Source organism: Anaerovibrio sp., assembly GCF_051866355.1.
GTDB lineage: Bacteria > Bacillota > Negativicutes > Selenomonadales > Selenomonadaceae > Anaerovibrio.
Window position 1 is genome coordinate 1 of record NZ_JBJDWZ010000096.1, and the last position, 13324, is coordinate 13324.

15 protein-coding genes are annotated in these 13324 nt (G+C 45.5%); all 15 read left to right on the forward strand.

What is annotated here, in order from left to right; all coding sequences use genetic code 11:
• The first annotated feature begins 284 nt into the window (after positions 1-284).
• Positions 285-1553: a phage terminase large subunit gene (gene terL / locus ACI3UA_RS05195; protein ID WP_439723770.1), complete on the forward strand. Its 1269-nt coding sequence runs from the start codon at positions 285-287 to the stop codon at positions 1551-1553.
• A 337-nt stretch (positions 1554-1890) separates the two neighbouring features.
• The gene (locus tag ACI3UA_RS05200; protein ID WP_439723784.1) at positions 1891-2850 is read left to right on the forward strand and encodes a phage portal protein; all 960 of its coding nucleotides are present in this window, start codon (positions 1891-1893) and stop codon (positions 2848-2850) included.
• Positions 2851-2865: 15 nt separating this feature from the next.
• Positions 2866-3882 (forward strand): hypothetical protein, encoded by a 1017-nt coding sequence (locus tag ACI3UA_RS05205; protein ID WP_439723771.1) that lies wholly within the window; start codon positions 2866-2868, stop codon positions 3880-3882.
• 19 nt (positions 3883-3901) lie between these two features.
• The gene (locus ACI3UA_RS05210; RefSeq protein ID WP_439723772.1) at positions 3902-4387 is read left to right on the forward strand and encodes a hypothetical protein; all 486 of its coding nucleotides are present in this window, start codon (positions 3902-3904) and stop codon (positions 4385-4387) included.
• A gap of 24 nt (positions 4388-4411) precedes the next feature.
• Positions 4412-4927 carry a hypothetical protein gene (locus ACI3UA_RS05215; RefSeq protein ID WP_439723773.1) on the forward strand — a complete coding sequence of 172 codons (516 nt, stop codon included), beginning with the start codon at positions 4412-4414 and terminating at the stop codon, positions 4925-4927.
• Positions 4928-4974: 47 nt separating this feature from the next.
• Positions 4975-5184, forward strand: coding sequence for a hypothetical protein (locus tag ACI3UA_RS05220; protein WP_439723774.1), 210 nt, complete (start codon positions 4975-4977; stop codon positions 5182-5184).
• Positions 5181-5741 carry a hypothetical protein gene (locus ACI3UA_RS05225; RefSeq protein ID WP_439723775.1) on the forward strand — a complete coding sequence of 187 codons (561 nt, stop codon included), beginning with the start codon at positions 5181-5183 and terminating at the stop codon, positions 5739-5741. The genes ACI3UA_RS05220 and ACI3UA_RS05225 overlap by 4 nt, the downstream gene beginning before the upstream one ends.
• Positions 5738-6319, forward strand: coding sequence for a hypothetical protein (locus ACI3UA_RS05230; protein ID WP_439723776.1), 582 nt, complete (start codon positions 5738-5740; stop codon positions 6317-6319). The genes ACI3UA_RS05225 and ACI3UA_RS05230 overlap by 4 nt, the downstream gene beginning before the upstream one ends.
• Positions 6320-6671: 352 nt before the next feature.
• Positions 6672-7019, forward strand: coding sequence for a hypothetical protein (locus ACI3UA_RS05235; protein WP_439723777.1), 348 nt, complete (start codon positions 6672-6674; stop codon positions 7017-7019).
• Entirely contained in the window at positions 7016-7411 is a 396-nt protein-coding gene (locus ACI3UA_RS05240; RefSeq protein ID WP_439723778.1) for a hypothetical protein, read from the forward strand. Before ACI3UA_RS05235 ends, ACI3UA_RS05240 begins: the two co-directional genes overlap by 4 nt.
• Before the next feature lie 128 nt (positions 7412-7539).
• Positions 7540-8199 carry a hypothetical protein gene (locus ACI3UA_RS05245; protein WP_439723779.1) on the forward strand — a complete coding sequence of 220 codons (660 nt, stop codon included), beginning with the start codon at positions 7540-7542 and terminating at the stop codon, positions 8197-8199.
• Positions 8200-8255: 56 nt separating this feature from the next.
• Positions 8256-8621, forward strand: a complete 366-nt coding sequence (locus ACI3UA_RS05250; RefSeq protein WP_439723780.1) for a hypothetical protein — start codon at positions 8256-8258, stop codon at positions 8619-8621.
• Between the two features lie 215 nt (positions 8622-8836).
• The gene (locus tag ACI3UA_RS05255; protein ID WP_439723781.1) at positions 8837-9544 is read left to right on the forward strand and encodes a hypothetical protein; all 708 of its coding nucleotides are present in this window, start codon (positions 8837-8839) and stop codon (positions 9542-9544) included.
• Between the two features lie 12 nt (positions 9545-9556).
• Positions 9557-12940, forward strand: coding sequence for a phage tail tape measure protein (locus tag ACI3UA_RS05260; protein WP_439723782.1), 3384 nt, complete (start codon positions 9557-9559; stop codon positions 12938-12940).
• Between the two features lie 71 nt (positions 12941-13011).
• Positions 13012-13284 carry a hypothetical protein gene (locus ACI3UA_RS05265; RefSeq protein ID WP_439723783.1) on the forward strand — a complete coding sequence of 91 codons (273 nt, stop codon included), beginning with the start codon at positions 13012-13014 and terminating at the stop codon, positions 13282-13284.
• Positions 13285-13324 lie beyond the last annotated feature (40 nt).

Consider the following 13324-nt stretch of genomic DNA (forward strand, 5'->3'; position numbering starts at 1 on the left):
AAGACAAATGCGCCCATGATTTTAAGTTGTTTTGCGAATATTACCTGGCTGACAGCTTTGCATAGCCGTGGAGCCATAAGTTCCATGACTGGCTGATTAACAAGCTGGAGGATATCACTTTTGAGCATAGCAACGAAGAAACAAGAACTGTGGTTGCATCGCCGCGTGGTCATGCAAAGTCAACACTTATATCATTCGGTTATGTCTTATGGTTGATAGTGTACAACTACAAGAAGTTCATCGTTATTGTCTCGGCTACTGGCACGGTGTCAAAGCAGTTTCTGTTGAATATCAGGACGGCGCTTGAGACCAACCAGAGATTGAGGCAGGATTTCGGTGACCTGACCAGTGATGACCTTTGGAACAACACGGAGCTTCTTACTCAGAACAAAGTGTTTGTTACAGGTCGCTCGGCGGGGCAGCAGATGCGAGGATTGAATTTTAATGGCACACGACCTGATATTGTTATCCTTGATGACTTGGAAACTCCTGAACAGGTATCGAGCCCAACGCAGACGCGTGACCTCGAAAAATGGTTTAACTCCGATGTTCTTCCAATGGGCAGTGTCAGTGCAGACTTTATCTACATTGGTACGGTACTCTCCTACGAAAGTCTCTTGTACCACATGCTCACCAATGCTGGTTACAGCTCATGGGCACGCAAGAGATTTCAGGCTGTAATTGAATTTTCCAGAAGTCCTTTGTGGGGTGAATGGGAAGACATTATTACGGACTTGGAACGTGGCGACCATGCTTATGATGATGCGGTGGCATTTTACAAAGAGCATAAAGAGGAAATGCTTGAGGGCACGGAGGTGCTTTGGCCAGACCAGAGGCCGGACATGTACAGATACCTAATGGAGCGTCGTGTAGCCGACGAGGAAAGTTTTGCCAGTGAGTACATGAATGACCCTCAGACAGAAAACACGAGAGTCTTTAAGACCCAGTGGCTTGAGGATAACTATTATGTCGATGCGCCTGATATACGTGAAATGTGCATTGCCATTGACCCAGCGGTATCAGCGAAGCGCAAGAATGACTATAGCGCAATTGTTGCTGTGGGACGTGGCATGGATAACTATTTCTACGTCCTTGAAGCCGACGTTCAGAAGCGCACCCCTGATAAGATTATTGAAGATGCCAAGGAAATAATTGCGAGGTATTACAAATATAAACCAAGCATTGTCGTAGAGACAAATCAGATGCAAGCATTCTTTAGCAGTACCTTGAAGCGAGATATGGTTAATGCTGGAATATACCTTGACTGGATAGAGGTCTATCGTAAGTCAGGAGACAGCAAGAGTAGCCGTATTGAGAGCTTGGTTCCGCATATCAAGAATGGTTACATAAAATTCAAAGCAAGTCAAAAGATATTGCTTTCGCAGTTGAGGAACTATCCGAAGGGACACGATGATGCTCCGGATTGCCTGGAGTCAGCGTTGGCTCCTATGCTGAGCACAAACAAAACTTCGTTTGGTTTTAGTAGTGCGGGGGCAAAAGAGAAACGCAATGGAACTTTTGATTTTCTGAAAAAAGCGATAGGAATGAGGTGAGAAATTGTTTAACAGTGTAAGAAAGTATTTGGCAAGTGTAATCACGCCACCGTTGATGAAATTGCTTCCGACGGACAGGTATGGTACACGGTTGCCACAGCATGTCAAAACGAAATCTGTTTTGCCGAAGAATCCGACCGTGAGACAGCTAAGAAATTTCTCACGAGAACCTATCGTCCGCAAGGCAATCATGATTGTACAGGACGCTCTTGCCAGGCAGGATTACCGCATCGATGTCATCGGTGGGCGAGGGAAATGCATAAGGCAGATTGCAGTGCTAAAGAATATCATTGAACATCCTAATGTGGTTGATAGTAAGGATTAGTTTCTCAAAAGAATCCTTGATGATGCGCTGGTACTCGATGCCATGACAGTGGAAATTGCAAGGTCAGATGATGCAAGTCATCCATTGTTCCTCTATCCAATTGACGGAAGTACCATTCAGCACTTGACGCCATATTGTTATTCGGACCCTGATGCTGCAAGGTATTGTCAGCAACAGGCGGATGGAATGAAATATTTTACTGCCAAGGAGGTTGCATATCTCCAGCGTGAGTATTTCACGTATCAGCCTTATGGCCTGAGCCCTGTCATGACTGCTTATAGGTACATTGATTACTATTTGTCAGCAGTCGACCAGAGCAATTCAAAAGCTACCAATGGTACTGCGGATTATCTGATTGACCTGAAGGATGTATCCAACGATGAACGTGAGAGATTTGTCCAGTATTTCAATGAAGAAATTGAGGGCACTGGCAAGATACCGATTATCAACGGTACAGAAATTGAAACCAAGCAGATACGCTCCAGCTTTGGTGAATCCAGTTATTTAAACTGGCAGGATAAGTTGACTGCGATTATCGGTGTGGCCTTTGGACTGCCACCTGAAAAACTTGGTTTAATGATTGCTAATGACAGGAGCACTGGCGAAGACCAGGAGAATGCAGTGATGCAGGAACTGATTAAGCCTTATGCCTCCATGTATGAGGATTTGATTAACACTTATGTCATTGGTGCACTCGGCTGGGGAGGTATCCTTAAGTTCCGATTGGTATACGAGGAATCTGAACAGCAGAAAACCATAAAGTCCAAACGATTGATTGATGAATACTATCGCGGCGCTATCACCGAAAACGAGTTCCGTGACAACATGGGGTACGCTCAGAGCGATAGCCCTTATGCGTCCATGACCTATCCGGAGAAAACAGTGAAAATTAATGTGGACAACGGATTAGCTGGGGGATTCAACGGAAATGGCCAGACTAAAGACACCAGCGGTAGCAAAAAGGATACATGAAAGGTGGTGAGATAAATGGAGAGAATCAAAGCATCACTGAGTAATGTAACCCTATCAAAAGAGAAGAACCTGATGATTATCAATGGCTGTATTGCCAAGATTGGTGAGCCAAGTACGGGTGCGCCATATGGAGCAGGTGGTTATAACATATGCTTTACACAGGAGTCCGTTGATGCGTGTGGCAAGAGTTTCGTTGGTATGCCTGTCAACTGCGTGCTTCCTGCTGGTATGTTTGGCGATGGCTTCGACGAATTCTATTCGCCGGAGGAAATTCTTTCTGGGCATGGGAATACCATCATCGGCTTTGTTCGCAAATGCAAAGCGCAGGGAGACAATCTTATGGCAGAGATTGCCATGTGGAAAGACAAGTACCCGTGGCTGGCAGAGCTTACCATTAACACGATGGATTCATTAGGTTTTAGCATTGAAATGTACCCGACCAAGGTACACAACGATGACAAAAATAATATCCAATATATTGATGAATTTGAGGGCGTTGGCTGTGCAATGCTGTGGAGCAATGTAGCAGCGTTTTCTCAGACATTCATTGATAAGATTGCAGCGATGAGGAGTGATAACAATATGGATGAGAAATTGAAGAATGAGATTGCGGAGCAGGTAAAGGCTTCCGTAGCAGAGAGTGCAGAGCAGATGAAGGCGTCCCTTGAAGAGACAGTTAATAGCCTGGTAGAGTCCGTGGCTGCTATCAACGCAACTTTGGACAACATCGTAAAGGCACAGGAGGAACCTGAGCAGAAGCCTGAGTCAGAGGCGCCGGTGGATGAGCCGGTGAAGGCATCCAAGGAAACCGAGGATGCGATTACTGAGCTGAAGGCTACTGTTGAGGCGCTGAAGGCTTCCGTCGAGAAACCAAGCATCCCTGAGCCGAAGACCGGTCAGAAGGCACAGGCAAATCCGAATCTTGAGGTACAGAGCGATAAGGCTGAGAAGATTAAGCAGATTAATGCTTCTTCCATGTCCGCTATGGAAAAGCTGCGTGCCATTGCCCGTCTGAACATCAATGCTAACTGAGAAAGAAGGTTGATAGATTATGTATAATAGAAAGCTTTATAGAGCATCTGAAAGCCCGATTAACTACGTAAACCAGGGGCACGTAATGATTATTGGTGATTACGACCCTGTGCTGAAGGATTACCTGAAGCGCGATTTTGCGATTGACTTCAAGGTGAACCATGTTCAGGCACTTGGGTATCCGCATGTATGGAATGAGCAGAAGGCAATTCCTGAGAACACTCAGGCTGTTGACCCTCGTGCTGGCTTTGGCACCAAGGAGGCTCCTTCCTATCGTCCGACTACCCTGAATACCGATTACGACCGTGATAACTGGAAGCAGGCATTTGCCCGTTGCTATATCACCGGTATCCGTTATGACTTCTTCGACAAGAAGCTGGAGGAGACCTATGGCGTTATGGAAGACCTGATTGCGAAGGACTACAATGATATGTTCGTTGACTTCTCCCGCAAGACTGCGAATGACTTCTGGAATGGTACTGGTACTCTTGATGGTACTGCGTAGACCGACCTGGTATACTGCGGTGTATTGAGCCAGATTACCGATAAGACCGCCATTGTAGAAGGTGCTAATATTGCAGATTCCCTGACTACGAAGATTGCTTCCCTGATGACTCGTCTGGATTACAGCAATTACCCTGATGTTATCTGCATGAACCCTGCAACCTATGATATTCTGCTGAAGCAGGAGCAGGCTCGCGAAATCTATTCCAAGCCGGTTGATACTGAGATTATTCCTGGTATTTCCGTGCCAGCATTCTATACTCCGATGGGCAAACTGCCAATTGTACTGACTCCGTTCATCAAACCGGTGACCGATGCTGGTAAGACCACCCACTCTATTGTGGCCCTGAACACCTCCATGATTGATAAGATTTACATGTTCAATGATGGCCCTCAGACCTACGAGATTGCCAACCCTGACAATCCGCTGGCCAATGACCGCCTGTTGACCGATAAGTTCGTCATGGACTTTGCGAACTACATTGTTCACGGTGCTCATACCGGCGCACACTTCATTATGACCTATGAGGTAACTGCATAAGCAGGGGGCTATTAAGCCTCCTGTTTATCTTATGAAGGAGAATTGAAATGGCAAGGACTACTAAGGCAGCAGCTAGTAAAGCTGTAGAAAAGAAAGGCGCTATTGTTACTCTGCAACCGTTTGAATTGAAGGAATATGAGCTGCTTGAGCAGTACAGAGACTTTACGTATATCATGGTAAATGGAAGTCTTGTTCCTGTACATGATGGCAAGGTTGTTCTGAGTAATCCAGGTGCGGTAAAAGGATTATTGAAATGAGTTACATTAAGGAAAGCGAGATACCGATTTACTGCGGTCTTGTCCGTGGCGTAACCATGGAGCATGTGGAAGCAGCGACAACCTTGATTGATGCGTACAAAGGTACTAGCTTTCTTCCGGTTCAGCGTGTTGAGCGAGTGGAATTGAAGCAACGCCATGGGGAATACCGTGGCAAGCTCAATCATTTCCCTCGTATCTGCATTGATAAAATCACGGCTAAGGTACGCAGTATTTTCGGTGACCAGAAACTTGAGCTTCCTGTTGATTGCATTGATTTTGACGATAACCTTTCTCTGTATTTCACATTCACCATGCCAAGTGAGCTGATGTTTAGGTCGGTTCCATCAAGTATTAACATCGTATACCACAGTGGCTACAATGTTATTCCTGAACAGCTCAAGAGAGCATGTGGCATCCTTGCTTGCAATATCAAGCAGATGGGCGGTGTCATGCGATGGAAACAGCGTGATGACTACGACATCAAGGTTACGCTGTCGGATGAAGGCGTATTCACGGAAGAGATTAAAGTTATGTTAAGGGGCGTGGAGATACGATGAGCAGTGTATTGGAGTTTTACTCAGACAGGCTTGAGCGATTACAGTGCGAGCGTGGCTTCACTGAGGAGGGGCTTGTATTGAGGCGTGGTAAAACACAGGACCCGTACACCATTTCTGACCACAAGAACCTGGTTTTGCCACTTGGAACAAAGGTTGTTAATGGGGACTTGCTTACACGCATCGACCATGAAACTCCCGACCAGATGATTATCGTTGCCAAGCAGATTGGAGCCGATTGCGTATCCATGCAGGGCAAGAGAATTAATACTCACATCGACATCTACAATATCGTTAATGAGCTTGATAAAAACCATAAGCGCACAGGAATCCGAGAGGAGCTTGTGCTTGGGAATGTTCCAAGCTACTGCCAAGACCAGAGTGCTTATGTTACGTTCTATGACGCTGGTTTTCTTCCGAAGGTTGTAAAGAAATTCTTTGTACAGCCTGACGATAGAATAAGGGATATGCAACGTATCAAGAGTGACGATGGCATATTCCAGATTGACGATATTGCCAAAGATAAATACAGGGATGTGTGGGTAATACAGGTATCAGAAGATGCGAGGAAAACAGTGTAAACAAACACAGCGTTAGCTGTTGAAATATGGTCAGCATGTTGTCGAGCAAGCCAAAAAGAAATGGGCAACAGGTGGGGATGATTACCCAGGCAGGGCGCATGGAAGCGTAATTGTAAGCGCGGATGACAATACGATAAAGCTGAAGATGCTATTCTCAGGTCAGCGAATGTGGACTATGGAGTTTGGTAAGGGCCATGCAGATGATGGCTCAGGAAGAGGCGTGAATCTGTCATTTACGAAGACGAGGCTCTTTAAGGACTATATGTAGAGCCCATATTTTAATGAGCTGGGCAGACTTGCTGATGCAAGGGAACGATATAAGCATAAAGGTAAATCCCGGAAGCAAAGCACCGTGATATCAAGTGGTGAAAATAAAGGTGAGAAAACGGGTGGCCCTGCGTATAACAAACTGAGAATCTTTACTCGTAGCGGGTACTATAAAGACCTTGATGGTGTTCCACATAAAGGTTCTGGTCTCGGCGGTAAATATGGATTGAATACGGAGGCATTTACTTTTCATGGGAAAATGAAAACGCTGGCCCGTGATGCAAAATCCATAATAGGTAGCATACTTAACATCATTGAGTTTGACACCAATCGTCCACGATGGAAAATAAAGGATACAGAGTTAATCGAGGTTATCGGCGATGGTATAACTCAGGATATGGCAAACTACTTGAGCGAGGTATTATCTAAATGAACGCATTTGAATATATTGACGAATTATGGTCTTTATTCGCCAACAATGATGAACTAAAAGACCTCTTGAGGATAGACCGTGATGAGGACTATGCAATCAAGATAAGAGAAGAGGATGTAATGGCAGAAGGGTATGAATCCGATAGGCTCCCATTTATAGCCATGTACTTCAACGAGGCATGGACCACATATAATGACTTTGCCAATCGGGGGTATCTGTATATTGACATCTATGCTACGATGCGCAATGAAGTCCCGGCGATAAGAAATATAATCGTAGACACAATGCATAAGCATTTTAATGAAAGAGTTCGCAATGAAGGACAGTCGCAAAGCGGCGTACACGCAGTATACAAATATAGATTAGAATTTACCCCTCTGATTTCTACATAAGAAAGGATGATGTATATATGGCTAACGTAGCAAATATTTTGAACACTCCGGTATTGCTCCATGGCATTGGCAAGGGCGTACTCAAGACCGTATAGGGCAAGATTCTTGAGTTCACCACTGCTCAGTCCATGAAGCTGAATGTTACCACCAGCTCTGAGGATGTATACGGTGGCGACTCCCTGTTCCCTCTGTACACCTATCTGACTCAGAAGGAAGGCACCGTTGAGATTACCAACGCTGACTTCAAGCTGTCTCAGGTTGATATTGCCCAGGGAACCAAGACCAGCACCAGTGGCAACAAGCGTAACTACATGGTAAAGATTACCAAGGACAGCGCCAAGCTGACCGACGATACTGTTCCTGTAACTGGTGTCGAGGTTATTGCAATGGTAGGCCCTGATGGTAAGAGCGTACCTGTAGCAACCGATGCTGGCGATGATGTCGTTGCAATCTCTGCAACCGGTTCCATTACTGTTGGTGACAATGTTACCTTGGAAGACGGTGAGTATAACGTGTGGTTCCGTGCTGACAGCTCTGCTTCCGTGGCGGCTGAAATGCTTAAGAACGCTATGCCAGAGGTTTCCGAGTTCACTTGGATGTTCACTACCGAGGATGCAAATGGCAATAAGTATCAGATTGATATCTATGCCCGTCGTGTCCGTGCAAATGGTGAGCTGGCAATTGAGACTGCGCGTGATTCCGCAAGCACTCCTACCTTGACCGTCAAGATTCTTGACCCAGGCGATGGCAGGGAAGACTTTGCAACCATTACTATCACGAAGCTGTGAGAATGAGAGGGGAGGGCCAAGGCTCTCCCCATTATTTTTTATTGGGAGGAATTACGATGGAAACAAATACTATTTCGATGTATGAAACGGTTATTGACAGGAACAACAAGAAGCACAAAGTATTCTCGGTGCGCTTCAAGGATTTGCAGATTGTAACCTCATTTACCGAGAAATATAACCCTGATTTTCTGACCATGTACCTCCTGGCTCCTGTGAGCGAGGATGGAGAAGTGGTTAAGGACAAGGACGGCAACATAGATTATAACAACGGCTTCAAGGATGACCTTTTGGAGATTATTGAATGTGCCTTGGATTATCGTGAAAGCCGTGAGCAGATAGAGGAATGGCTGGATATGGCGACTGCTAGGGAGATTATCAATACTTTCCTGGGCATGTCGCAGTTCAAAAAAAAAGTGATGTAAAGGAGAAAACTGAATGGAGAAACTTATTTGCTTCCATTGTTCAGAATACAAGCATGACGATGGAGGACATAGGTAATCTTCGCATTAATCAAATGGAGGACTTATTGGAAGGCATGAATGAAAATGCAGAAGCATTGGAGCGTGAAATGAAAGGCGAGACAAAGCCATTAGAGGGCGATGCTGCCATTAGAAAACTTTTGGGAGGGATGTAAGCCATGGCAATTAAAGGACCTGAACTGGAAATAAGCATCAAAGCGAATGTGGAAACAATCAATGAACAAATGTCCAGCTTGGCCGCCACATTACTCAAAATAAAGAATACCTCGAATCTTACGATAGACCTTGATATCCCTAAGCGGGCAAAAGAGAAAATTGTAAAACTTGTTAATGACATTAAGAAGGAAGCTGGAGAACTTAGTGCAATTCCTCTTAAGTTTACTGAGGAAGGTGCGGATGCTCTCATTCACAAATTGGAAACCACTGCTGGCAAACTCGACACCGTAATCCAGAAGGTGGCTTTGGTAAACCAGCATGCCAAGGAAGCTATTGAGAATGTTGGGGCTACCGGTGCGACCAAGAAAATCGAGGATAACGCAAAGGCTGTAAAGAAGCTCAGTGATGAAGTATCCACTCTCAAGAAAGTTGAGAGCGATAAGGTTTTGGCATCCTTGGACCTCGATAAGTTTATTAAGTCAGCAACGGAACTCATAAACCTCATTGGCAAACTCACCGAAATGGTCAAGGCACTCAAGATAGCTACGAGGTCTATTGGTAGCATAGAGGCATCGCCAAAGACTTCGCCGGTTGTCGAAAAGGTCAAGCGTGATAACAGTGAGCTTAAGGCCGCCGCTAAGGAACGCGAGAAGATAATCAAGTCCCTTGATGTAGGTGATGCCTTTAATGCGCTTGACGAAAGATTGTAGAAAGCTGGGCGATTGAACCTTGCCAAACTCAATGAAGGCCCTGAAATGCATATAAAGATGGTGAAGGCCTACAGTAAGCTCATGAGTGAAAGTAATACCATCGCTGGTGAATTGCTTAGGCAGGTTGCCAATAAAGATGTTGGGATAACAGAGGGCGAGCTTGGTAGGATAAATAACATCGTAACTGCATTGAATAAAGCGGCTGGTCAGGGTGCGATACTCAAGGGGATTGTTGGTAGCAAGGGGGCGGTAAATGAACGTCTGCTGAGCGATGTTAAATATCAGTACGACAATGCACACAATCTTGCAAATGCTCTGGAAAAAGCTGGGGCCGAGGCAGTCAAGAGACAGCCGACGATTACCCAGGAGGTAAAGGCTACCACTGAGGCCAAGAAGGAAGAGCGGGTTGCGGTAGAGAAATCTGTGGAGGCAACCAAGCAGGAAGCTAAAGCACAACAAGAAGTTACCAAAGCCGTGAGGGAGACAGTTACTGAACAGAAGAAACTGGCCGAAGTTACCAAGAATAACAGCGCTCAGAAGACCGAACCTATTGGAAAACCTGCGCAGAACATTGTGGTACAGGTTCAGCAGGAGAACAACGAAATTCAGGCGGCCCTTGCTAAGCGCGAGGCTTTACTCAATAGGCTCAACGATACATCCCGTATAACTTCTAAGCGCACCTATGACCGTCGCATGGAAACATTAGGTGGTCTCAATAAGACCCTGAACACCGCCGGTTATGAGGAGCTTCTTCCTCGTTATAGCAGGACAACTCATGGCGACGATTATTATAAGGAATACGTGAAAGATTTGTCTGGCTACAATGCCATGCAGAGGGAAATGAACAACCTTATTGAGCGTGGCATTGCGCCGACCAGGGAACGTTGGCAAGCTGAGAAGAATCGTTATGACAATATGATTGCCATACTCAAAGCAGGGAAGGTCATCAGTACCAAGAATTTCGTTGACCCAACTATGGGTAGCTATGAAAATTTCCTTGCGAAAATCAGGGAGCATCAAAAGGCTACATCGTCTGTGTCCGGGATATCTCTGAATCTCAATCAGTTTAATGAGCAGGTAAATACTGTTATTGCCAAGCTGGAGCAGATTAAATCAAAGGGAAACATCCCTGTACATCTTGATGTCGCTGGATTAAAGGAGGCCCTGAAAGGCATCGACATCAGTGTTGATTCTACTGCCTTCCACAAGAAAATTGCAGAGCTTAGAAAGAGCATTGATAAGCTGGAGCCATTCAAATTGGCCATTAATGCTGATGCAAGCCAGTTTAACTCTGTGGTAGACAATTGCCTCAAGAAGCTCAAGGAGTTGCGTGATACAAACGTAACCATCATAGCTCAGACCAGGGAAGTGGCTAAGGGCTCCAATGATATTCCGAAGAAAGAAACTAAGGAAAAATCCAAGAAGGAAATGGATTACGATAAAGTCCTCGCGATGCTCAAGGCAAACCAGAATACTGATGGTATGGTGCAGGGAAATTCCACTGTAGGAGCAAGACTTAGGAACGTAAAGATTCTCCAGAGTGCAGCTATGCTTGAAGGTGGATGGCAACCGAAGCAGGAAGATTTAGTATGGCTGGCAAATGAGCGTAATGCGCTTGAGCAGAAAGCACAGGCAACTAACCTAAACAATACCAGACCTGGGACAAACCTTATTGACGAACAGATTCGCTTGAGAGAGCAGGAGAGCAAGAGACTTTCCGAGCAATTACAGGAACAGATGAAGGAACGTGCTAAGCAGGAAGCTCAGGCAATCAGGGAGGCTGAGGAATACAAGGCCCGTACAACGAAACTTGCGGTGCAAGAGCGCATGGCAGAAGAGGCCCAAATCGCCAAGGAGCAAAGGGAATACAGCGACCGCACGGCAAAACTTCTCGCCCAAGAAAAGTTTGCTCAAGCCAAAGAAGAGCAGAAGGCAGAGCGTGCTCGTTTGGATGCAAATAACAAACAGCTTCGTGAGAATCTTAAAGCATGGCAAAGAAATAATACTGCCATTGAAAAAGCGAAGGAAGAAGCTCATAAACGCAGACTGGCTCAAGAAGCTAAGGAACGTATGCAGGAAATCCAGAATAATAACACGATTGCCAAAGCAGAGAAGAACATATCTAATCGCTGGCAACAGTATGACATGCTGGACAATGTTACTCCGAAGGCATACCTGAGCATGTTCCAGTTCCTCGAAAAGCAAATCGGTAAGATTGAATCCCTGGGCGGTAAGTATACCGGTCGCAGATTGACCCAGACCCCAGAGGAATACAAAGCGCACTACATGCCACCGTTCTCTGGCCTCGATGAATCCGCACGGAAACAACAGAAAATCAGGGATATCGCATTTGCATATTCTCAGGAACTTGCAAGGCAGAATCAGATGATACAGTCCGGCGTAGAAATCAAACAGAGGGATATCGATGCTTCCGAGAGGCGCGTGGCAAAGCTGAAGCGTGACTGGGAACAGACTGGGGCAACACAGGAATTGCGTGAGGCTCCGCTGGTAGGCAGGGACGCAAAAGAAGTCAATCGTACCCGCGCGATTGATAATGCGATGGCATGGCAAAATTCATATTTTTCTTCTGCATCTTCTAAGGTGTCATCCTTGACATCATCTTTGGAACGGCTGTATACTGAACTTAACAGGAATCCTGGCAACACCGGAATAAGACAGTATATCAACAAAACTGCAGCGGAGCTTGTGAGGGCACGCAAGGAAGCCAAAGAAGTTGCGAGGCAGATGGAGATTTTGCAGAGCACATCCTTTAAAGGCTGGGGACACAAGTTGCGTTGGGTCGGTGGAGCATTTGGTTTTTATGAAAGCTATGATTTTCTCGCGAGATTCGGTGAGACCATAACAAAAGTGGATGAGTCCATAAAGAATTTGGAGACCGTAATGCCATCCATTCATAAAAACCGTCAGGCACTTGAGGAAGAGCAGACAAAGTTGATAAATGTAGCTTCCAGGTATGGTGCTGTTACTGAGGAAATCGTTGAATCGGCAAGGCTGTGGGGGCGCATGTATAAGGACCAGAACACAGTCAATGCTTTAACAGAGCAGACTGCCAAACTTGCAATTGCAGATAACTTCTCCATTGAAGAATCTACGAAAGCAGTTGAGGCAGCAATGTTCCAGTTTGGTATGCAAGCCAAAAGCACTGCGGAGGCTATTGCGTATTCAAACAATATCATAGACGTATACACGAAGTTATCACATAATGCCGGTGTATCTGCACAGGATTTGGCCGCTGGCGTAGAGCGCAGTGGTGCTGTTGCACATCAGGCTGGCATGGACTTTGAGTTTTTAACAGCCCTGGTCGCACAGGGTACAAGAGCTACGGCTCTTTCGGGGTTGACCAACAACAGCCCCTTCATGTTGGAAACAGCATGATGGAACGTCATAATAACGGTTAATATTTGAATTGAGTCAAGACCGTGGTAAAATCAAAGGAGTGAAAGAAAATGGGCATGATAGTTCTGTGGCTACTTAGTATGCTGGTGGTGAAATTCTTTTTTGATATTAAGGGAATGCTGGTGTACACATTTTTAACAGATTTCATCTTATTCTTCTTTGGGATAGCAGGGTTAATTACAATGGGTGATTCTACAATTTTCCAGGTATGGTTCATGTTTACCTTTGGAATAGGACTTCTGATTTTTGGTGGTATAGAACTTGCCAAGATAGAAGGTGACCCACTATTTACCTCCGATGAGAACCCTAACGACTGCAAATGACCATCCGTAACAGGTAATGCTGATGGATGAATGTACAGTC